At 47.3% G+C, this 20,964-nt stretch carries 20 protein-coding genes; 16 read left to right on the top strand and 4 right to left on the bottom strand.

Translation table 11 applies throughout. The features are described from left to right. Nucleotides 1-77: 77 nt before the first annotated feature. The 3 genes from Q335_RS0104420 (at nucleotide 78) to trmB (ending at nucleotide 3,272) form a co-directional block, all read left to right on the top strand. Entirely contained in the window at nucleotides 78-371 is a 294-nt protein-coding gene (locus Q335_RS0104420; RefSeq protein ID WP_028357604.1) for a hypothetical protein, read from the top strand. Nucleotides 372-461: 90 nt separating this feature from the next. After that, nucleotides 462-2,531, top strand: coding sequence for a methionine--tRNA ligase (metG, locus tag Q335_RS0104415; RefSeq protein WP_028357603.1), 2,070 nt, complete (start codon nucleotides 462-464; stop codon nucleotides 2,529-2,531). A gap of 15 nt (nucleotides 2,532-2,546) precedes the next feature. Continuing rightward, entirely contained in the window at nucleotides 2,547-3,272 is a 726-nt protein-coding gene (gene trmB / locus Q335_RS09220) for a tRNA (guanosine(46)-N7)-methyltransferase TrmB (RefSeq protein ID WP_051532295.1), read from the top strand. Here trmB and Q335_RS0104405 read toward each other — a convergent pair. The 3 genes from Q335_RS0104405 to mltA all read right to left on the bottom strand — a co-directional run bounded on the left by Q335_RS0104405 (nucleotide 3,269) and on the right by mltA (nucleotide 6,504). Next, nucleotides 3,269-4,003, bottom strand: coding sequence for a DsbC family protein (locus Q335_RS0104405; RefSeq protein WP_156929888.1), 735 nt, complete (start codon nucleotides 4,001-4,003; stop codon nucleotides 3,269-3,271). The two genes, trmB and Q335_RS0104405, sit on opposite strands and share 4 nt — an antisense overlap. A gap of 66 nt (nucleotides 4,004-4,069) precedes the next feature. After that, nucleotides 4,070-5,257, bottom strand: coding sequence for an FAD-dependent oxidoreductase (locus Q335_RS0104400; RefSeq protein WP_038369382.1), 1,188 nt, complete (start codon nucleotides 5,255-5,257; stop codon nucleotides 4,070-4,072). Next, nucleotides 5,254-6,504, bottom strand: a complete 1,251-nt coding sequence (gene mltA, locus Q335_RS0104395) for a murein transglycosylase A (protein ID WP_028357600.1) — start codon at nucleotides 6,502-6,504, stop codon at nucleotides 5,254-5,256. Before mltA ends, Q335_RS0104400 begins: the two co-directional genes overlap by 4 nt. A gap of 363 nt (nucleotides 6,505-6,867) precedes the next feature. Here mltA and putP (Q335_RS0104385) point away from each other — a divergent pair, with 363 nt between their 5' ends. From putP (Q335_RS0104385) to Q335_RS09215, 5 genes are all read left to right on the top strand, one after another. Continuing rightward, nucleotides 6,868-8,349, top strand: a complete 1,482-nt coding sequence (putP, locus tag Q335_RS0104385; RefSeq protein WP_245588279.1) for a sodium/proline symporter PutP — start codon at nucleotides 6,868-6,870, stop codon at nucleotides 8,347-8,349. A gap of 321 nt (nucleotides 8,350-8,670) precedes the next feature. Beyond that, nucleotides 8,671-10,167 (top strand): sodium/proline symporter PutP, encoded by a 1,497-nt coding sequence (gene putP, locus Q335_RS0104380; RefSeq protein WP_038369381.1) that lies wholly within the window; start codon nucleotides 8,671-8,673, stop codon nucleotides 10,165-10,167. Nucleotides 10,168-10,347: 180 nt separating this feature from the next. After that, the gene (locus Q335_RS0104375; protein ID WP_169733497.1) at nucleotides 10,348-10,782 is read left to right on the top strand and encodes an NfeD family protein; all 435 of its coding nucleotides are present in this window, start codon (nucleotides 10,348-10,350) and stop codon (nucleotides 10,780-10,782) included. Between the two features lie 2 nt (nucleotides 10,783-10,784). Then, complete coding sequence (locus tag Q335_RS0104370) at nucleotides 10,785-11,726, top strand: SPFH domain-containing protein (protein WP_028357596.1); 942 nt, start codon at nucleotides 10,785-10,787, stop codon at nucleotides 11,724-11,726. Between the two features lie 107 nt (nucleotides 11,727-11,833). Continuing rightward, entirely contained in the window at nucleotides 11,834-12,670 is an 837-nt protein-coding gene (locus tag Q335_RS09215) for an SEL1-like repeat protein (RefSeq protein WP_169733496.1), read from the top strand. A 91-nt stretch (nucleotides 12,671-12,761) separates the two neighbouring features. On the opposite strand, the gene Q335_RS10120 is transcribed toward Q335_RS09215, so the two are convergent. Further along, nucleotides 12,762-13,526 (bottom strand): RNA pyrophosphohydrolase, encoded by a 765-nt coding sequence (locus tag Q335_RS10120; RefSeq protein ID WP_084493567.1) that lies wholly within the window; start codon nucleotides 13,524-13,526, stop codon nucleotides 12,762-12,764. A gap of 62 nt (nucleotides 13,527-13,588) precedes the next feature. Here Q335_RS10120 and Q335_RS0104355 point away from each other — a divergent pair, with 62 nt between their 5' ends. The 8 genes from Q335_RS0104355 to pal all read left to right on the top strand — a co-directional run bounded on the left by Q335_RS0104355 (nucleotide 13,589) and on the right by pal (nucleotide 20,918). After that, nucleotides 13,589-15,358 carry a proline--tRNA ligase gene (locus Q335_RS0104355; RefSeq protein WP_028357595.1) on the top strand — a complete coding sequence of 590 codons (1,770 nt, stop codon included), beginning with the start codon at nucleotides 13,589-13,591 and terminating at the stop codon, nucleotides 15,356-15,358. 5 nt (nucleotides 15,359-15,363) lie between these two features. Next, nucleotides 15,364-16,311, top strand: coding sequence for a cell envelope integrity TolA family protein (locus tag Q335_RS0104350; RefSeq protein ID WP_028357594.1), 948 nt, complete (start codon nucleotides 15,364-15,366; stop codon nucleotides 16,309-16,311). Nucleotides 16,312-16,437: 126 nt separating this feature from the next. Next, a complete protein-coding gene (gene ybgC / locus Q335_RS0104345; protein WP_028357593.1) occupies nucleotides 16,438-16,857 on the top strand; it encodes a tol-pal system-associated acyl-CoA thioesterase in 420 nt (139 codons plus the stop codon). A 3-nt stretch (nucleotides 16,858-16,860) separates the two neighbouring features. Further along, a complete protein-coding gene (tolQ, locus tag Q335_RS0104340) occupies nucleotides 16,861-17,544 on the top strand; it encodes a protein TolQ (protein ID WP_028357592.1) in 684 nt (227 codons plus the stop codon). Nucleotide 17,545: 1 nt separating this feature from the next. Continuing rightward, nucleotides 17,546-17,983, top strand: coding sequence for a protein TolR (gene tolR, locus Q335_RS0104335; protein ID WP_028357591.1), 438 nt, complete (start codon nucleotides 17,546-17,548; stop codon nucleotides 17,981-17,983). Between the two features lie 2 nt (nucleotides 17,984-17,985). Then, on the top strand, nucleotides 17,986-19,065 hold the full coding sequence (gene tolA / locus Q335_RS09205) for a cell envelope integrity protein TolA (protein WP_051532292.1): 1,080 nt from the start codon (nucleotides 17,986-17,988) through the stop codon (nucleotides 19,063-19,065). Between the two features lie 51 nt (nucleotides 19,066-19,116). Further along, nucleotides 19,117-20,403 (top strand): Tol-Pal system beta propeller repeat protein TolB, encoded by a 1,287-nt coding sequence (tolB, locus tag Q335_RS0104325; protein WP_245588278.1) that lies wholly within the window; start codon nucleotides 19,117-19,119, stop codon nucleotides 20,401-20,403. A gap of 20 nt (nucleotides 20,404-20,423) precedes the next feature. Continuing rightward, nucleotides 20,424-20,918 carry a peptidoglycan-associated lipoprotein Pal gene (gene pal / locus Q335_RS0104320; protein WP_028357589.1) on the top strand — a complete coding sequence of 165 codons (495 nt, stop codon included), beginning with the start codon at nucleotides 20,424-20,426 and terminating at the stop codon, nucleotides 20,916-20,918. The last annotated feature ends 46 nt before the right edge of the window (nucleotides 20,919-20,964 follow it).

Below are 20,964 nucleotides of genomic sequence, written 5' to 3'. Positions count from 1 at the left end.
TCATTAGGTAAAATAGATATCTTAACGCTAAACTGGATTTTAATCCGAAATAGCCACTTCCCGTAGGAGATTATTGCATGTCAGAGTTTCTACAACGTTTGCTCCAAGCCATTGTCTTTTTTGTGGTCACGCTGATTGGCTTAACGATGGCATTTATTTTTATTATTAGTGCGGTAATTGCCGTGGCGATTCTATTTGTGGTCAATAAGCTACGCGGCAAACCTTTTTCGGCCCAAAGCTACTGGCAAAAAACTCGCCATAAAGCCAAACAAACGAGTCATTTTGGGGAGCGCTTCAAGCACAAAGATCAACGCATCAAAACCATTGATCCCTCTAAGGTCACCGACGTCGATTTGCACGAGATTCGCTAGGTACAAAAGCGGGCATTTTAGTACGAAACCCGTTATTGAGCAGCAATTTGCTAAAATTATTCTTTTAAAACTTTTTTGAAATACCGTTATATGTCTAGAACTTTTTTTGTCACTACCGCCCTACCTTATGCCAATGGCTCTTTTCATATTGGCCACATCATGGAATACATTCAAGCCGATATTTGGGTACGGGCTCAGCGTATGGCGGGTAATACAGTCCATTTTGTGGGCGCTGACGATGCACACGGCGCGCCCATCATGCTCAAGGCCGAAAAAGAAGGCATTACCCCTGAGCAACTGGTTCAAAATATCGCCGCCGAAAGGCCACGCTATCTCAACGGTTTTCATATTAAGTTTGATCACTGGCACAGTACGCATAGCCCCGAAAATACAGCCATCGCCCAAGAGGTTTATCGCACTCTCAAAAACGCTGGTTTCATTAGTCAGCGTCAGATTGAACAATTCTTCGATCCGGTCAAAGGCATGTTCTTGCCAGATAGATACATTAAGGGTGAATGCCCAAAATGCCATGCCAAAGACCAGTATGGCGACTCTTGTGAGGTCTGTAGTACGGTGTATGCCCCAACCGAACTCATTGACCCTTATTCCACACTCAGTGGTTCCAAACCTGTCCTGAAATCATCAGAGCATTTTTTCTTTAATTTATCGGACCCGCAATGTGTAGAGTTTTTATTGGATTGGACGCAGGGCGATAACCGTTATGGCATCAAACGCCTGCAACCCGAAGTACTCGCCAAAACCCGAGAGTGGTTGGGTAGTACGCTCGAAGACAGCAAACTCAATGATTGGGATATTTCTCGTGATCAACCCTACTTCGGGATTCCAATCCCAGATGCGCCTGGCAAATATTTTTATGTTTGGCTCGATGCACCTATCGGTTATCTAGCTTCACTCAAGGCCTACTGTGATCGTCAAGGCATCGATTTTGAGCAATTAATGGATCCCAACAACGATACCGAACAAGTGCACTTTATTGGCAAAGATATTGTCTATTTCCATGCTTTGTTCTGGCCAGCGATGCTGAAGTTCTCTGGACGCAAGACGCCAGATAATCTCTGTGTGCATGGTTTCATCACTGTTAGCGGCGAAAAAATGTCCAAAAGCCGCGGCACAGGGATCTCGCCACTGCGTTATTTAGATCTCAATATGAATCCTGAGTGGTTACGTTATTACCTCGCCGCTAAGCTTAACGCGCGTGTCGAAGATATTGACTTTAACCCCGATGACTTTGTGGCGCGCATCAACGCTGATCTTATTGGCAAATATATCAATATCGCTAGTCGCGCCAGTAATTTTATTAGTCGTCATTTCAATGGACAATTGGCGTATCAGAATCCGCAAACCATACAAGAGCAAATCGCTCAAGTCACAGCGGATGTCGAAAAGGACTTCCATCAGCGCGAATATGCACGTGCCATCCGCCACATCATGAGTTTTGCGGATAAGCTTAATCAAGCCTTTGATAATGCTAAACCTTGGCTACTCGCCAAAGGCATTAGCGAGGCTGACGCTGCCACCAAGGCCCAATTACAAGATATTTGTTCTACCGCTTTGGCCGGTTTCAAGGCCTTATCCGTGATGCTCACACCGGTATTACCGGCACTCTCAGAGCGCATTAGTCGCGAGCTCTTCCCGCAAGAGCGTGGTTTCGTCTGGTCCGATGCCACCCAATTACCAAGCCATATCGAGCCTTTCAAGCATTTAATGCAACGGGTTGACAGCGCCATGCTAGACGCGCTCTTTGAAGTCCCCGAAACCGCTGCCGAAGACATTCAACCCGGTGGCGAAGCGATTGCCGAAACCATCGACATCAAAGACTTTGCCAAGGTTGATTTGCGCATTGCCAAAATCATCGACTGCCAACAGGTTGAAGGCTCTCATAAATTATTGCAATTTACGCTTGATCTCGGCGAAGGCAAGTATCGCAATGTCTTTAGTGGTATCAAATCCATGTACGAACCGCAGGATTTAGTCGGCAAACTGACGGTAGTCGTCGCCAATCTGGCGCCTCGCAAAATGCGTTTTGGCGTCTCTGAGGGCATGATTCTATCGGCGTCACACGCTGATCCTAAGCATAATCCAGGCTTATACGTGCTTGAACCGTTCCCAGGTGCCGAACCAGGCATGCGTATTCACTAACACCAAGGTCGTTCTATGTCTGAACAACAGCAGACTCCCAAATTTGCCTCTGCACCTAGCGGTAAATTTGGTCGTATTCGTAGTTTTGTACACCATCGCTCGCACCTGAGTCCCGCCCAAAAAAATGCCATGGACGAGCTCATGCCCCAGTGGGGCCTAGCCTTCCAAAAAACGTCATTGGATTTCGCACAGGTGTTTGCGCGTCAGGCACCTACCATTTTAGAAATTGGTTTTGGTATGGGTGAAAGCACCCTTAAGATTGCACAAACACGTGCAGATGAAAATTTTATTGGGGTTGAAGTCTACAATGCTGGGGTGGGGGCTTTGTTGCGCAAAATTAAAGCGCATGACGTCGAAAATATCCGCATCATTCAGCATGATGCCGTCGAGGTGCTCGAACACATGATAGCGCCTCAAAGCCTGGATGGCGTACATATTTATTTTCCCGATCCCTGGCCCAAAAAACGCCATCACAAACGACGCCTCATCCAAGCTGATTTCGTGGCACTCTTAGCCACCCGTCTCAAACCAGGCGGCTATCTGCATTGTGCCACCGACTGGCAAGATTACGCCGAACAAATGCTGGCCGTGCTCAATGCCGAACCCTCCCTACAAAATAAGGCCAGTGACAATGGCTACTCAGTCAAACCTGATTACCGGCCACAGACCAAGTTCGAGACCCGCGGATTACGACTCGGTCACGGCGTTTGGGATCTCGTCTATAGCAAGCGGAAGCCTTAATTCTTGAGGTCGAGCATTTCTTTGATGGTCGACATCGGAATATAGCCATTTAAACGTCTGCCATTTTCAAAGAAAATCGCCGGTGTGCCCTGCACTTTATAGGTTCGACTCAATTCTAAATTCGCTTGTAGTGCACTGATATCGCAGTCAGCGCTGGCTTCGGGAAGATCCTTATGGGCAATCATCCAGTCTTCCCAGGCTTGCTCTTTGTTCTTAGCGCACCAAATTTGTTTGGATTTAGTAAAAGAATCCGGTGACAAAATGGGAATCATAAAGGTATATACCGTAACGCCGTCAAGTTTTTTGAATTCCTCGGCAAGTTTCTTGCAATACGGACAACTGGGATCCTCAAAGGTAATGATTTTCTTTTTGCCATGCGGATCGCCCAGTTTAAGGGCATTCTGCAACGGTAATTTAGAAAAATCCTTAATTCCACCAATCATCGTCATACGCTCAGAGGTCAAGTCCTTTTGGGCCTTCACATCCACTAAACGGCCTGCCATCACATAATCGACGGCCTGATTGGTATAAATCAGACTATCACCCGTCTGCACCTCATATAACCCTTTAAATGGGGTAACCTCAACGCCATCGACTTCAATATTAAAAGCCTTTTCGACTTTGTGTTTGATCGCATCCGTGGTGCTATCGGCCCAAGCTAAAGGACTCGCTATCGCGCTCAATACGCCTGCACTAAAAAACAAGGATCCATATTTTCTAAAAAAAGACAAAACCAACTCCGTTTTATTGACAACCTCACGTCGACGTTGCAACGAACGCCAAAAGATGTGAGTAAATTAACTAATATCGCCTGCCGCTTTTTTGAGTAAAAGCTGTTTAACAATAGGCATGCGATTGACCACTGACATACCAAGGTTACGCAACATGACAATCGGCACTTCGGTATGTCTAAATAGGCCGTGCAAACCATGCGTCACAAAACGCATTTGCCAAATCGCCTCGGCGCGTGCAATCCGATAACGTTGCAAGATTCGGTAATCCCCCGGTTCGCGGAAAGACTCACGTTCAGCAATTAAGCGGCATAAGACTTCGACATCATTTAAGCCTAGATTCAAGCCTTGTCCTGCGAGTGGATGAACTCGATGAGCAGCATCCCCCACCAGGGCGATTTTGTTGGCTATCATGCCTGAGCGCTCCAAGGTCAGAGGAAAGCCAAGCAAACGACTGCGCACTTTTAAGTCACCCAATTGACGTCCACAAATCGCATTCAAGGCCAAAGGCAGCTCCGTGGCTACCTGCTCAGTTGTTTTTTGTAACCAACGATGAGCCATACTATCAGGGGCAGACCAGACCATGGAAACTTGATGGCCCTGCGCGGTATCGGGTAATGGTAAAAAGGCCAAGACTCCATGCTCACCGAACCACTGAAACGCTGTGTTATTGTGTGGCTTCTGTGTCGTCAGTTGCAATACCATACCGGTATCATGATAGTCCTGCTTATGATATTCAATATCACCCAGTTGCCGAACAGTGGACTTAGCACCATCCGCACCAATTAATAAACTGCACGTTACTGACAGGCCCTTGGCAGTAATGACCCGTCCATCCAAGAAATGCTGCACAGTATCTTGAATGTGCTGTACTCCTGAGTATTGCAAGGCTCTATATAAAGCATATTCAATCTCACCAGACTCGCATATCCAGGACAAAATAGTTTCCTCTGTGTTTGGCTCAAGCGCCACGAGCCCCCCCTGATCGCCATACACTTGCATATGTTTGACCGCTGTAAGACGCTGCTGTGGCAACGTGGACCATATGCCTAAGTGTTGCAAAAACGTTTTAGAGCTTTGTGAAATGGCATAAATACGCGGATGATAATCCTGACCAAGATCGTGTTTAGGCGCAATCTCTGGAGCCAATAGGGCGACCTTCAGGGATTGTTTGGCTAGCTGTAGAGCGGTCGCCATACCCACAATGCCCGCACCACATACCACGACATCATAGTGTTGTTGAGAAGTTTTCATCGTGCCTCCGGTGCCCCTGCGTCTTTAGGCCATAAAAGCCAAACTTGGGAGTTTTGTTTCATGCGACCTGCTTGTTCGCCTGCCTTAGTGCCACTACCCCAAAAGAAGTCAACCCTGGCCGCGCCCTTGATCGCTGCGCCTGTATCTTGCGCCATCACGACTTTTTGTAGCGCTTGTTGACTCGCAGGATAGGTCGTCGCTAAAAAGATCGGCGTCCCCAGAGGGATATAGTTAGGATCGACAGCAACCGCCCGCTGCGCGATCAAAGGAATGCCATAGGCCCCTTTGGGACCTGCAACATCGTCACTAATCGCTTCTTCTTTAAAAAAGACCATGGCATGATTGGCATTGAGCATTTCTTGGACGCGATTCGGATGATTTTGCGCCCAAGCTTTAATATTTTGCATGGAGGCTTGACTGGCCGACATTTCGCCTTGTTGTGCCAACCATTTACCAATTGAGGTGTAAGGGTGGCCGTTATGATCGGCATAAGCTAAGCGAATCTGGCTACCGTCATCGAGCTCAACCCGCCCCGAACCTTGCACTTGTAAAAAGAAAGCTTCGACAGGATCATGCAACCAGGCAATGACAGGGATTTTGTTGGGATTTTTGGCAATCTCGGCCCGACTATCATAAGGCACGACTTTGCCATCGACGACTTTGCCGCGAACGCGTTTGCCAACAAGCTCCGGATATAAATCGCCAAGGTCAATGGTCAATAAGTCATCAGGTTTGCCATACATAGGCCACTGATATTCACCACCCTGGTGTCTTGAACCTTTGACGACAGGCTCATAATAGCCCGTCACTAAGCCTTGACCGGCCAACTGCCAAGGTTGTAGATAATCCTCTAAAAACTGCTTGGCCTGAGCGGCATCAACTTGATCGCCTTTTTGTGCCACGGCGGCACAAACAGCTTGCCAAGCTAGCGGCTTGGCTCGAGCAGGAATGGCCTTAGATCCAGAGACTGGACGCATTAAGCCTTTGCAATTGTTATAAAGCGCCAACCATAGGTTTTGCGCATCATCCGCTTGCCAGCCGGGAAGGTCACTCCAATTAGCCTGCTGGTAATGGCCTTGCAAAGCCCGTGGCGCCGTGTCATGGAAGTGTCCCGGCTCAGGTACCGATAAAGGGGCATGTAAGTCAAAAGCAGCTTCTGCGGATTGACTCGAACCGGTGTCGTTGTGGTTGCTGCAAGCGGCTAAGCCAGCGACGCCAGCGACTAGCAGCCATTGCCAACGTTTCATATGCAAAATCCTTGTAAATTATCTAAAGGCAATAGGTCGTATTCAGGCCGTGCGCAACAGTGCCTCAAGCAGCACCTGATTGTGCCGCTTAAACGTGAGCTCTGCATTTTGCTCAGCTAGCCTTCTTTTCGTAAATTCTAACCATTATAACGACTCTGGCATCTAACACCGATACAGTCGCAGCGTTTTTAGTGATTGCAGGCACTTGCTATGATCCAAAGCAAGATTTGTCAGCCTTTAGTGATTATCCTTTAGTAATTACCCTAGGGCACAGGATCTGGCTTTGCAAATTTTACAAATGGTTAAATAAAATACTGCGTCAAGAAAAATAATATGGAGTTTTTGCAGATGGATTTGCTGCCGATGAAAATAACCTTCGGGGTTTATTTAGCATTTGTGCTTTTGTTAGGCGTAGTGGCCTATTTTGGCACTAAAAATTTTGGTGATTATATTTTAGGAGGTCGTAGTCTCGGTAGTTTTGTGACTGCCCTCTCGACGGGTGCTTCGGCCATGTCGGGTTGGCTCTTTTTGGGTTTACCTGCTGCAGTAATGGACTCAGGGCTTTCAATTGTATGGATGGGGATTGGTTTACTGACCGGTTGCTATTTGAGCTGGTTATTAGTGTCGGCACGACTACGCATGCAGACCGAGTACTGCAATGATGCGCTCACCATTCCCGAGTTTTTTCACTTCCGTTTTGGCGCCAAGAGCCCCTTATTACGCTGCGTAACTGCCATTATTATTCTGTTTTTCTTTACGATTTATTGCGCCTCAGGGGTTGTCGCTGGAGCACGACTATTTCAATCCCTATTTGATGTCAGCTACACCACAGCCGTCTGGTTAGGCGCCGGAACCACTATTTTTTATACCTTTATTGGTGGCTTTTTAGCTGTGAGTTGGACCGATACCCTACAAGCTTCTCTCATGTTTTTTGCATTAATTGCAGCACCGATCATGGCCTATCTCGCGCTAGGTGGCGCTGAGGAAGTCAGTACCGCCGTTCATGACTATGCGCTTGCCAACCCCGATTTTGATATCTCTATGTTTAGTGTCAGTGCGGTCAGTGGCATTAGTGCGGTCGCATGGGGGCTTGGTTATTTTGGTCAGCCTCATGTCTTATGTCGCTTTATGGCGATTAGTTCAGTCAAGCAACTGCCACAAGCGCGACGCATTGGCATGGTTTGGATGATTATCTGCTTTGTCGGTGCCATTACGATTGGTTATCTAGGGGTCGCCTACTTTCACGTCTTTAAGGAACAAGCCGCTTTACTCAATAACGACTCCGAACGTGTCTTTATTGTATTTTCTCAGGTCTTATTCAACCCATGGATTGCCGGCATTATCCTCTCTGCTGTATTAGCCGCCATCATGAGTACCTTAAGCTGCCAATTATTAGTGTCCTCTAGTGCGATCACCGAGGATCTGTACAAAGGCTTGATTCGTCCCAATGCCTCTGAACAAGAAAAAGTCTGGTTAGGTCGTCTCATGGTCCTGATTGTGGCTGGTATTGCGATTTATCTTGCCCGCGACCCTGATAGTCGAGTGCTCGGTCTAGTCTCCTATGCCTGGGCTGGCTTTGGTGCCGCTTTTGGTCCAATTATCTTATTATCAATTTTTTGGCGTGGTATTTCCAACACAGGCGCTTTCTGCGGCATGGTTGCGGGAGCCGTTGTCGTCGTTCTGTGGAAACAAGAAGTGGACAGCCAACTCTATGAAATCGTGCCAGGCTTTATTGCTTGCTCTGTCGTGGCGATCATAGTTTCTTTAATCAAAAAACCTAGCCATGAAGTCACAGAGAAGTTCGATCTAAGTAATCAGGCCCTCCTGGACGCTCGCAAGTCTTAGTCATTATCGATGCCTGACTTATCACCTGTTGCGACCATCTATTACCTATAGAGAGCGCAACAGGTTTTTAGCAGTTAAGTGGAGGCGACATCCCGCCCATCACAACTGGTTTCTCAGTGCCTACCTACGAATCTATATTCTTGTTACAGTGAATCTGGACATTGATTCGGTTTGCTTTACAAGAGCGCCCCTTGCCCACACTTAAAGATTAGGCTATTACACACAATCCTAGTATTAACCCTAAATAAGAACGATTCGCTTTAATTTTTACAATTTGTTAAATAAAATAACGGCACTTAAAAAATACAAAGGAGTTGAGTCATGGATTTATTGCCCATGAAAATTACCTTCGGGGTTTATCTAGCCTTCGTGCTTTTACTAGGTGTGATTGCCTACTTTGGTACCAAAAACTTTGGCGACTACATTCTAGGAGGTCGTAGCTTAGGTAGTTTTGTCACGGCACTTTCAGCCGGCGCCTCTGATATGTCAGGTTGGTTGCTAATGGGTCTACCGGGCGCTGTGATGGCTTCTGGATTCTCATCGGCTTGGATTGGCGTCGGTTTATTACTGGGTGCTTATCTGAACTGGATTTTCGTTTCCGGTCGCCTGCGTATTCAGACTGAATATTGTAACGATGCTTTAACCATCCCGGAATTTTTCCATTATCGCTTTGGGGCCAAAAACGCTTTATTGCGTTGCGTCACCGCCATCATTATTTTGTTCTTCTTTACCATTTATTGTGCGTCAGGGATTGTTGCCGGTGCGCAATTATTCCAATCCTTGTTTGAAGTTGATTATTCAACAGCACTCTGGTTGGGTGCAGGCGCCACGATTTTTTACACCTTCTTAGGGGGTTTCTTGGCGGTCAGCTGGACTGATACCTTACAAGCGTCGCTCATGTTCTTCGCCTTGATTGCTACTCCTATCATGGCTTATTTAGCCTTAGGCGGCGCCGACGAAGTCTCTACCGCTGTGCATGATTTTGCTAGCGCCAATCCGCAATTTGAACTCTCTATCATGAGTACTAGTGCCATCAGTATTATTAGTGCATTGGCATGGGGCTTTGGCTATTTTGGTCAACCTCATATTCTTTGCCGCTTTATGGCCATTCACTCAGTTAAACAATTGCCACGTGCTCGCGCCATCGGTATGACGTGGATGTTAATTTGCTTATTGGGTGCGACGGCTGTTGGCTACCTAGGCATCGCGTATTTCAATATCCATCCCGGCCAAGCCGAACTACTGGATGACAACACCGAGCGTGTATTCTTAGTGTTCGCACAAGTGCTCTTTAACCCTTGGATTGCCGGCATTATCTTATCAGCGATTCTTGCCGCCATTATGAGTACCTTAAGTTGCCAACTACTCGTGTCTTCAAGTGCGATCACAGAGGATATCTACAAAGGTTTGATTCGTCCTCATGCCTCCGAAAAAGAAATGGTATGGTTGGGTCGCCTCATGGTCTTAATTGTTGCCGCTATTGCCATCTATATTGCTCGTGACCCAGAAAGCCGTGTGCTTGGCTTAGTGTCCTACGCTTGGGCAGGTTTTGGCGCCGCTTTTGGTCCTATCGTCATCTTGTCTGTGTTCTGGCGTGGCATCTCTAATGCCGGTGCTTTCTGCGGTATGATTGCGGGTGCGGTCGTCGTTGTCTATTGGAAAGAAGTGCTCCAAGGCGATCTCTATGAAATCGTACCTGGCTTCTTTGCTTGCTTAATCGTCACTATCATTGTGTCTAAGATTAAAAAACCAGACCCAGAAGTTACTAAGAAATTCGATTTAGCCAACCAAGCGCTAATTGAAGCCAAAAAATCTTAGGCGTCAAGCACCCGCCTCTATAACGACATAGAGGCTTGCGTCTAAATCCAAAAACCTGTTGCTGTATAAGCAACAGGTTTTTTTGTGCGCACAAAAATAGATTCAAGGAAAAACTCAGCTGAACGCCTAAATCAGCAAAATAATGCTATGCTGAATCGATTAAGTTCGGGGTCCAGACATATGACAACAATGTGGATTTGCTTTGCGCTGGCGGCTTTATGTGTGGTGATAGAGCTGCTCACAGGAACCTTTTATTTCCTAATCACTGCATTTGCCTTAGTAATGACGGGTTTATTTTCTCTACTGGGACTAAGCCTGTATTGGGATATTGCCGTATTTTGTGCGGTGATGTTAGTGGGTGTGATGGCCTTGCGCAAATCTTCGCTCTTCCAACAAAAAAAAGATGCCTATAATCCAGATTTTAATATCGATATAGGTTCAATCGTGGACGTCCAGCAATGGCAAGCGCATGGCCAGACGCATGTTAACTTTAGGGGCGCGGTATGGCAAGCACAATTCGATGGTAATCCCCAAAATGCGGTGCCCGGCCCCCACCAGATCGCAGCGATCCGCGGCATTGTGCTGATTCTTAAACCTCTCAACACAGGACGGTAACTATGACTGAGTTTGATCCATCAAACATTTTTTGGCTAATTTTCATCGTATTAGTCATTCTTTTTGCCAAAAAAGCCATTCTCATTATTCCGCAACAAAGTGCTTGGATCATCGAACGGCTTGGTAAATACTCCCGCACCTTAAGTGCCGGCCCAAAATTTATCATCCCTTTCATTGATCGTGTCGCTTACAAACACTCACTCAAAGAAATCCCCTTAGATGTCCCTAGTCAAGTGTGTATCACTAAGGACAATACACAATTACAAGTCGATGGCGTCTTATATTTTCAAGTGACAGATCCGACCAAGGCTTCTTATGGCTCCTCAAATTATGTATTCGCAATTACCCAATTAGCCCAAACGACATTGCGCTCTGTCATCGGTAAAATGGAGCTCGACACGACGTTTGAGGAACGTACACTCATCAATGCCAGTGTGGTTTCTGCACTCGATGAGGCCGCCACCAACTGGGGGGTCAAGGTCTTGCGCTATGAAATCAAAGACCTCACACCACCTACAGAGATTTTGCAAGCGATGCAGTCACAAATTACAGCAGAACGCGAAAAACGCGCATTAATTGCTGCCTCTGAAGGTCGTAAACAGGAAAAAATCAATCTCGCCATTGGTGAGCGTGAGTCATTTATCGCTCGATCCGAGGGTGAAAAACAGGCACAAATCAACAATGCCCAAGGTCAAGCCGAAGCGTTAGTGACCGTCGCACAAGCCACCTCCAAGGCCATTTATGAAGTCGCTTCAGCTATTAACCAACCAGGGGGTCTCGAATCTGTTAACCTACGGGTGGCCGAAGATTACATCAAGCAGTTCGGTGAACTTGCCAAACAAGGCAATACCATGATCATTCCGGCCAATATCGCGGATGTTGGTAGCATGGTCGCCTCAGCCATGACGGTCATTAACAAGACCAAACAGCAAAAAGTCTCTTAATTAGCATGCGCCAAGCCAAATTATTACGTATATTCAAGCAATACTTTTGGGTCCCCATTTGTCTAATCGTATTGCTTTGTATGGCTTTTTTCTTGTACAGAAATCTATTGTCCCCTTCTTTTGCGCCGACTGAGAGCAATGATCAGACCGCTCGAGACCAAGCATTAGGAGAGATGCAAGAGCGTTTAGCACTGCAAAATCTCGACGATAAAGCCGAAAAAGGCGATGTGCTGGCGCAGCTGACATTGGCCAATATGTATAACTATGGTTATGGGGTGCCTCAGGATTATAGTCAGGCCTTGCATTGGTACACAGAGGCCGCTGAACAGAATAATGCCACCGCACAATTTTATTTGGGCACGCTTTATAACCAAGGCAAAGGCGTCAAAATAGATAACCAGACGGCCGCTAAGTGGTATCACTTGGCGGCATTACAAGGGCTCTCTCAAGCTCAATACAATCTGGGGGTCATGTATCTGAGTGGCTTAGGGCTCAACAAAAGCGTCAACGATGCCTTTTATTGGTTCAGTCTAGCCGCCGTCCAAGGCGATGCGCTATCCCAATACAATCTAGCCACCCTCTATTACAAAAATGAAGATCTAGATAAGCACAATCAAAACGCGCTGTATTGGTACGAATCGGCGGCTAAGCTAGGCCATGCTCAAGCCCAATTTAATGCGGGAGCCATGTACGACGAGGGCCGTGGCACTGAGAGCAATTATGATCTGGCCCGTAAATACTATTTACAAGCCGGTTCACAAGGCGTCCCCCAAGCGCTCAATAATCTTGGCCTGCTCTATGAGCAAGGCAAAGGGGTGCTTCCCCAACCAAATCGCGCCCTCTATTACTACAAAAAGGCCTGCGAACTTAAATTTCAAAAAGCGTGTAGTAATGCCACAGAGCTCAGTGGCAAAATCGCTCCTGACAATTTTTCTGACGAATAAAAAAGCTAGCACTTGCGCTAGCTTTTAAAGAGGAATGAAGGCCTTCGATCAAGCACATAGGCCGGCCCAACCTAAACTCAGACCCTTAAAGTCATGGCCGCTTATAGTATTTTCTGGGTGAGCTGGACTTATCGGTGCTCTCTTGTCCTGTGCGAAATTTACTCGCGGTTTTTTTGTGTTTGGTAGCTGTACTACCTTTGTGCGTGAATCTCGGCTTTTTAGCGTCTTTGGAGGCAGAATTCGAGGCACTATGAATAGCGCTTTTACAGGATTCCTCGACGGCTTGACCGTTTGCTCTTCTATGTCGCGAACGACGATAAAGTCCTGATTTGCTGTCGGTTTTTTTGGAATGACCTGAGCGCTTCTGAAAATCACGCACCAACTTAAGGTCAAGCTGGATTCGCAATTCTTGCAGAGCACGAAGGTAGACTTGATGCTTGAACTCAATCACCAAATCTAAAGGCACCCAATAGGTACTCCAGCGCCAGGCGTCAAACTCTGGATGTGATGTAGCGCGCAAACTGATTTTGGACTCATGCGCCATCAGACGCAACAAAAACCAAATCTGCTTTTGACCATGATAAATACCACGCGAATCCCTTCTGATATAGTTATCGGGAACGTTATAGCGCAACCAATCTCGAGTGCGTGCCAATATTCTGACATGCCCAGGCTTCAGACCCAGTTCCTCGTATAATTCGCGATACATCGCCTGCGTCGGATTCTCTCCGTAATTAATACCTCCTTGCGGGAACTGCCAAGAATTTTCTCGAATACGCTTAGCCCAAAAAACCTCGTTTTTCTGGTTTAATAAAATGATACCCACATTAGGACGGTAGCCTTGGCGATCAAGCACGGCAACCTCCATTCATAATACAATCATGTTTTGATTATACTTACCTTTACAAAAGAAAAACTATGCTCGCTTCGAAATTTCATATTAATACCCTCAAAGAAGCTCCAGCTGAGGCAGAAATTACCAGCCATAAGCTCATGCTACGTGCCGGCATGATTCGCAAACATGCGGGCGGCATCTATACTTACATGCCTTTGGCGCTTAAGGTCCTGCGCAAAATAGAAAACATTGTGCGCCAAGAAATGGACAGTGCGGGTGCTATCGAACTACTGATGCCGGTGGTGCAACCTGCAGAACTATGGATGGAAACTGGTCGTTGGGAGCAGTATGGTCCAGAGCTCTTGCGAATTAAGGATCGCCATCAACGCGATTTTGTATTACAACCCACCTCCGAAGAGGTCATCACCGACATTGCACGTAATGAGATTCATAGCTGGCGCCAATTGCCTTTGAATTTTTATCATATTCAAACCAAGTTTCGGGATGAGCGTCGCCCACGTTTTGGTTTGATGCGCAGTCGTGAATTCATCATGAAAGATGCTTACTCCTTTGACCGCGATGCCGAAGCGGCAGGCAAAAGCTATGACGCAATGTATCAAGCGTATTGCAATATTTTCTCACGCCTAGGTTTAGACTACCGCGCTGTTGCGGCAGACAATGGCTCCATTGGCGGTGATCGCAGTCATGAGTTCCAAGTGACCGCCGATACAGGGGAAGACGAAATCGTCTATAGCAGTGCCAGTAATTACGCGGCCAATATTGAATTAGCGCTGGCACCTTGCCTGATCGCCGAGCGAGCTGACGCCCAAGAACCGCTACTCGAGGTTCATACCCCAGGTGCCAATCGTTGCGAGATCGTGGCCGAGCAATTAGGTTTACCGCTTTCACAAACGGTCAAATCTGTGGTCTTTTATGCCGAGCCGGCGCCAGCCGCCAAAGATAGTCAAGCTCAGGCAGGCCAAGTCGTGCTTTTATTAGTGCGTGGTGATCATCAAGTCAATGAAGTCAAGGTCAGCAAATTAGCGATTTTTAAACATGGCTATCGCTTAGCGACCGAGGCCGAAATTATCGAGCATTTTGGCAGCAAACCAGGCTTTTTAGGCCCTATAAACACCGTCAAGCCAGTCACCATTATTGCCGATAGTACCGTGGCCAATATGAGTGATTTTGTGTGTGGGGCCAACCGTGAGGATTATCATGTGCGCGGTATTAATTGGGGCCGCGATTTGGCTGAGCCTGTGGTTGCTGATATTCGTAATGTGGTCGCTGGCGATCCCGCCGCTGATGGCAGTGGAGGTGTGCTTAAGATCCAACGTGGCATCGAGGTTGGCCATGTCTTTTATTTAGGAGACAAATACTCCAAGAGCCTAAATGCCACCTTCCTCAATGAACAAGGTAAACCTGAGCCCTTACAAATGGGCTGTTATGGTATTGGTATTAGTCGTATCATGGCCGCCGCTATCGAACAAAATAACGACGATAACGGCATTATTTGGCCGATTGCTATGGCTCCATTTGAAGTGGTCATTTGTACCATTGGCTGGGATAAGAGCGAAGAAGTCAAGCAACAAGCCAGCGCGCTTTACGACTTCTTGCAGCAGCAACGAGTGGATGTCATTCTTGATGAACGTGGCGCCCGTCCTGGGGTGATGTTCTCAGAATGGGAATTAATTGGTATACCTATCCGCATCACTATCGGTGAGCGTGGTCTCAAAGAGCAAATGGCCGAAGTCCAAGTCCGCGGCCAAGCACAAAGCCGCAAAGTGGCTCTCGCCGATTTACAGCAAGAGGTTATGTCTCTCTGCCAAGCGCTTCGACCAAGCAGTCACTAGGCAAGATGCAACAGCAAGACCAGCCTTATGCTTATTATGAACAAGGCAAGCGGCGCAAAAATAAACGGTTTTTGATCTTTTTGATCCTCAGTTTATTGTTGCATGGTCTGCTTGTCTTGCTGTTTTTACTCAATACCGACCGTCATCCAGTGACCCCACAACCCGTTGAATTAGAGTTGTGGGAACCCCCGCCTGAAACCGTCGCGCCGCCTGAGCCGGAACCAGAACAAGAGACACCTAAACCTGAGCCTAGCCCGGCGTTTGATCTATCACAGTTGACCAGCGAAGAGATTAATAATCACAATCGCCGTGATGATAGCGCGCAGAAGACGGAGGCTAAGGCGCAGCGTGATAGCGATCCTGAACAAAAGGACAGCCATCAATCTGAGACCCATGACGAGTCTGCCCCACCTCAAGATAATCCCCAAACCACTCAGGATGATGCAGACAATGAAACCGAGGCGTTGGAGTCTGAGCAAACGACACAACCCTCAGCAGCAGAGGCTTTCGAAAGCGAATTAGCCCTCAGTCAAGCACGCCAAGAACAGGCCGACAAAATTCGTCAGCAGTTCATGAGCCAAGCTGAGGCCAAAAAACAGATCCAGCAAGCCCAGCGTCAGAACCGAGCCAAACGCCAGCCTAGCCCGAAAGGCAAAGGCGGCATGCAAATCAAGGGCGGCGTTCATGATGAATATTTAAGCAAAATCAATAAATGTGTCTCACCTTATATGTACTATCCGAACCAGCGACAATTACGCGCGGGCGTCAGAGTCCAAACGAATCGTGCGGGGCTCCCTGTCAGCGTGAATATTATTACGAGTTCAGGCGATCGCCACTTTGATCAAGCAGTCATCCAAGCCTTTACCCAATGTAAACATTATCCGACTAAGCCCGCTAATTTACCGGGTCCGGCCAATATCATTGAGCTCTATTACTCCTTTGAGCACAACTAAGAATTTGTTTAAAAAACAGCGCTAAGTAATTGATTTTTACAATTGTTCACGGTTTTTTATGCAAATCTGCGGTATTTTTGGACTATTCAAAGTACAATATTTAACTTTGTTACAGTATTTTTATTTATGACTCAAAGCAAGGAATTTAGCCACCGTGTGCGTATTTATTACGAAGACACCGATGCGGGTGGCATTGTGTTTTATGCTAACTATCTTAAATTCTTTGAGCGCGCACGCACTGAATGGTTGCGTCAGCTAGGGGTCAATCAATCACAACTGGCACAGAGCCAACAACGCATTTTTATTGTGGTCAGCACCGAGCTTAAATATATATCACCTGCTCGTCTCGATGATGTTTTGACAATCCATAGTCGCATCACCAAGGTCGATAAAGCTTCAGTGATTTTTGAGCAAACCGCTTATTGTGATGAGCGCCTCCTTAACCAAAGTGCTATCCGCGTTTGTTGTGTCAACTCACAAACCTTTAAACCCGCTGCTATCCCCCAAGATATCAGGTCCTTATTACTTTCTGTACAGGATAATTAAGCTATGCCTCCAGTCCAACAAGAAGACATGTCTATTTTTAGTCTCATTGCTAATGCCAGCTTACCCGTGCAAATCATCATGTTGATTCTGATCATCATGTCGATTGTGTCATGGGCGATTATCATCAGCAAATACATCATGATTAATCGCAATTATCAACAAACCAAGGCGTTTGAAGAGGAGTTCTGGAACAGTAACGATCTCGCTAGCTTATATCATCAAGTCTCTAAACAAGCCGATACCAGTGGTCCAGCCGCACGTGTCTTTAGTGCGGGGATGAATGAATTTCTTAAAGCTCACCGAAACAATGCCAGCGATGCTGAGTCACTCATTCACAATCCGAATCGTGCCATGAAAGCCACCTATCAACGTGAGCTCGATAGCATGGACCATCGTTTAAACTTCTTGGCCTCTACCGGTTCTGTCAGTCCTTACATCGGTTTGCTAGGTACAGTTTGGGGGATTATGCACTCCTTTATTGGCCTTAGCACTAACACGCAAGCGACCTTAGCGGCCGTGGCGCCGGGCATTGCCGAGGCCTTGATCGCCACAGCGATTGGTTTGTTCGCCGCGATTCCTGCCGTTTTAGGTTATAACTATTTCTCTAACCGCACCGATCAATTGGCGGGTCGCATCGATAGTTTCATGGACGAATTCATCAATATCCTGCAACGTCAGGTGCACTAATATGGCAATTTCTCGCAGAGGCGGTCGTCGTCAACGTCGCCAAAAAAACGAAATGAACGTCGTGCCCTACATCGATGTCATGTTGGTGTTATTAGTCATTTTTATGGTCACGGCTCCTATGATCACCCCTGGTTTGGTCAATCTACCATCGGTGGGACAATCGGCCGAAGTGCCTGCCACTCCTGTCGAAATTCAAATTCGCGAAAATGGTGAGCTTGCGGTACGCTTACGTGCCGCTGGCCAGGACTTCAACGAAATCTCCAAAGATGATGTAGTTAACCAGGTCAAACAACTAGCCCCCGATCCTAACACCCCCGTGGTACTTGCCGCCGATGGTAAAGTCCCCTACGAGGATGTCATGAAAGTAATGGACCAATTACGGGCTGCTGGTTTGAGCCGTCTCGGTCTTTTAGTTAATCAAAAAACCGATAATAAATAGTAATGTCCAACTACGAAAATCCTAACGAATACTACGAACGCCAAGATACGCGTAAGGGCTTAATCGGTACCCTTATTCTGCATGGCTGTCTCGTGCTAGCCATTGTGGTTGGCTATTTATGGGAGCCTGAGCAGGCGGCAGGCCCCATTCAGTTAGAGTTATGGGCAGAAGGTACCGAACAAGTTGTTAAGCCGCCTCCAGAAACACGTTCACCTGACCCCGCCCCAGAAGATACGGTGGCAGAAGAGTCTGATGAACCTGAGCCAACGCCTGCCGAAGAAGCCCCCGCTGCGACTCCGGATGCGGGTGGTGCGCCTCCTAAAAGTGACAATACATCGCCATCCGTCGCCGAACAAAAAGACGCCGACATAGCGTTGCAAAAAAAACAAAAAGCCGAACAAGAAAAACGTGAGGCTGAATTAGCACGCCAGGAGGCACTCAAGGCCGAAGCTCGCAAAAAAGCCCAAGAGGCGGCCAAAGCCAAAAAAGAAGCCGAAGCCAAGGCCGCTAAGGAAGCCGAGGAGCAAGCCAAAAAAGAAGCCGCCGCCAAGGCCGCGGCGGACGCTCGAGCCAAGAAATTAGCCCAAGAAAAGGCGAAGAAAGAAGCCGAAGCGAAGGCCAAAAAAGAGGCTGAAGAAAAAGCCAAGAAAGAGGCTGCAGCCAAAGCCAAAGCCGCGGCGGATGCCAAAAAAGCAGCTGAAACCAAGTCTAAAGCCAATACCAAGGGTGATAGCTTACGCGGTGCGATGCGAGGTGATATCAATAGTATTGCCGGCATCAAAGGCGGTCAAAACGATCGCAACCAACGCGGTGGTGGTGGCGGTAGCTCGGCCTATATTCGTGCGGTTCAGGCTTGCGTCGAACCACGACTCACCTTTAGGGGCGTGCAGCGTCTTAACTTGAACTACGAAGTCAAACTTGACGCTTCAATGCGCCCAATTAGTGCCAAAATTACCCGACGTTCGACGAACCCTGCCTTTGATAAGGCGGTACAAGCGGCCTTACTTAAATGTAACCCGTATCCACCGAACCCTCCGGGCGGTTCACGGACAATTAACGGTACCTTCCGCTTCCCTAAATAACAGTACAATTGCTAAAGTCATCAATACATTTTGCCTCTTAAGGAGAATTACATGGCAGCCATACACTCTTCGCTAATGCGCTTGGCAGCACCAACGCCCCTCAAAAAAATCGCTGCGGGGCTGGCCACCGCCACTATTTTAGGTCTTATCGGCTCACTACAAGCGGCACATGCCGACATTAATGTACCCTTAAGTGCGGGTCAGAGCAGCAACAAAATGCCAATTGCAGTGAGTGATTTTAGTGGTAGTAACGGCGTCAAGGCCGCCGACATTATTGCGGCTGATCTTGAGCGTTCTGGTATTTTTGAAGTCGAGCGCGTGCGTCAAGATTTTGCGACAGATTCTAATGGCGCCCCTAATTGGTCCGCCATTAGCGAAGCTGGCGTGAGTGCGCCAATAGCCATTGGTAGTGTTAACGGCAACCAAATCACTTATACCTTGGCCGATCCAGCACAACAAGCCAAGGTCGACAATAAATCCGTCTCTGAAAGCAATCAACGACGCCAAGCGCATCGCATTGCTGATGCTATTTTTGAGAGCCAAACAGGCGTACGCGGTGTCTTTTCTACGAAGATCGCCTATGCAGGTGGCAATCAATTAGTCGTCGCCGATGCCGATGGTGAAAATAAACAAGTCGTGGCGAGCAGTAAGTCGTCAATTATTTCACCCGCCTGGTCCCCAGACGGCAGCAAAATCGCTTATGTCGCTTTTGATGAAGGTAAACCTGTTGTTTATATACAAAACCTAGCGACGGGTCAGCGCAGTGTGGCGGCTAACTTCAAGGGTAACAATAGTGCTCCCGCATTTTCACCCGATGGTTCACGTTTAGCCGTCGCACTTAGTCGTGATAATTTGTCGAATATTTACACCATTCCCGCAAATGGTGGTACAAATGCAACACAAATTACCAACAGTCCCCAAATTGACACAGAGCCTTCATTTTTCCCAAATGGCAGCGGAATTGTCTTTACTTCTGACCGTGGCGGTAGTGCACAAATCTACAGAACGGGTCTAAATGGTGGTTCAGCCAGCCGAATTACCTTTAATGGTAAGCAAAATGTTTCTGGAAAAGTTTCCCCAGATGGTTCAAAACTGGTATATTCTAGTTTAAGGGGAGGTTCTTACTCAATTGCCATCTCAGGCATTGGTACTGGCTCGGATCAAGTCTTGACTTCGGGTCCTAACGACCTTTCCCCAAGTTTTGCTCCTAATGGGATGCAAATTTTATATGTCTCAAGCAGCGGCTTAGGCTTGGTAAATGCTGATGGATCTTTTCAAACCTCAATTCCAGCATCAGGCGGTCTAGTCAGCGCGGCTTGGGGGCCATTTGTTGATTAAACTTTTAAAAAGGAAATACTATGAGTTCTCGCATCGCGAAAACCTTGGCATTGGCTGCTATAGCTGCTTCTTTAGCTGCATGTAGCTCTACTAACGAAGACGCTGCAAACACTCAAGGCGTAAATACTGGCGCTGTTAACCAAGGTCAAGTTATGGATCCATTCAATCCTAACAGCCCGTTAGCTCAAAATCGTTCTGTCTACTTCGCTTTCGATAGCTACACTGTAGAAGCTCAATATCAACCACTTGTTCAAATGCACGCTCAATACTTGAGCAGCAACGGTCAACAACGCGTTCGCATCGAAGGTAACACCGATGCTCGCGGTAGTGCTGAATACAACTTGGCTCTAGGTCAACGTCGTTCAGTTGCTGTGGCTCAACAACTTGTTCAACAAGGTGTTAACCAAGCTCAAATCGAAGCCGTTTCTTTCGGTAAAGAACGTCCAAAAGCGCACGGTACTTCTGAAGAAGCCTACGCTGAAAACCGCCGCGCAGACATCAATTACATTCGCTAATTTGTAAGTCGTTACGGCCTCACAAAAAGCCACAGCATTTCGATGT

This window comes from Brackiella oedipodis DSM 13743 (assembly GCF_000621025.1).
GTDB lineage: Bacteria > Pseudomonadota > Gammaproteobacteria > Burkholderiales > Burkholderiaceae_B > Oligella > Oligella oedipodis.
The sequence above is the reverse complement of the archived record's forward strand: the minus strand, read 5'-3'. Positions and strand labels throughout refer to the sequence as shown.

What these genes read in the sequence shown, in the direction of transcription:
- Q335_RS0104420 (WP_028357604.1), top strand. Translation starts at nt 78, where the DNA reads ATGTCAGAGTTTCTACAACGTTTGCTCCAAGCCATTGTCTTTTTTGTG.
- metG (WP_028357603.1), top strand. Translation starts at nt 462, where the DNA reads ATGTCTAGAACTTTTTTTGTCACTACCGCCCTACCTTATGCCAATGGC.
- trmB (WP_051532295.1), top strand. Translation starts at nt 2,547, where the DNA reads ATGTCTGAACAACAGCAGACTCCCAAATTTGCCTCTGCACCTAGCGGT.
- Q335_RS0104400 (WP_038369382.1), bottom strand. Translation starts at nt 5,257, where the DNA reads ATGAAAACTTCTCAACAACACTATGATGTCGTGGTATGTGGTGCGGGC.
- mltA (WP_028357600.1), bottom strand. Translation starts at nt 6,504, where the DNA reads ATGAAACGTTGGCAATGGCTGCTAGTCGCTGGCGTCGCTGGCTTAGCC.
- putP (WP_245588279.1), top strand. Translation starts at nt 6,868, where the DNA reads ATGAAAATAACCTTCGGGGTTTATTTAGCATTTGTGCTTTTGTTAGGC.
- putP (WP_038369381.1), top strand. Translation starts at nt 8,671, where the DNA reads ATGGATTTATTGCCCATGAAAATTACCTTCGGGGTTTATCTAGCCTTC.
- Q335_RS0104375 (WP_169733497.1), top strand. Translation starts at nt 10,348, where the DNA reads ATGACAACAATGTGGATTTGCTTTGCGCTGGCGGCTTTATGTGTGGTG.
- Q335_RS0104370 (WP_028357596.1), top strand. Translation starts at nt 10,785, where the DNA reads ATGACTGAGTTTGATCCATCAAACATTTTTTGGCTAATTTTCATCGTA.
- Q335_RS0104355 (WP_028357595.1), top strand. Translation starts at nt 13,589, where the DNA reads ATGCTCGCTTCGAAATTTCATATTAATACCCTCAAAGAAGCTCCAGCT.
- Q335_RS0104350 (WP_028357594.1), top strand. Translation starts at nt 15,364, where the DNA reads ATGCAACAGCAAGACCAGCCTTATGCTTATTATGAACAAGGCAAGCGG.
- ybgC (WP_028357593.1), top strand. Translation starts at nt 16,438, where the DNA reads ATGACTCAAAGCAAGGAATTTAGCCACCGTGTGCGTATTTATTACGAA.
- tolQ (WP_028357592.1), top strand. Translation starts at nt 16,861, where the DNA reads ATGCCTCCAGTCCAACAAGAAGACATGTCTATTTTTAGTCTCATTGCT.
- tolR (WP_028357591.1), top strand. Translation starts at nt 17,546, where the DNA reads ATGGCAATTTCTCGCAGAGGCGGTCGTCGTCAACGTCGCCAAAAAAAC.
- tolA (WP_051532292.1), top strand. Translation starts at nt 17,986, where the DNA reads ATGTCCAACTACGAAAATCCTAACGAATACTACGAACGCCAAGATACG.
- tolB (WP_245588278.1), top strand. Translation starts at nt 19,117, where the DNA reads ATGGCAGCCATACACTCTTCGCTAATGCGCTTGGCAGCACCAACGCCC.
- pal (WP_028357589.1), top strand. Translation starts at nt 20,424, where the DNA reads ATGAGTTCTCGCATCGCGAAAACCTTGGCATTGGCTGCTATAGCTGCT.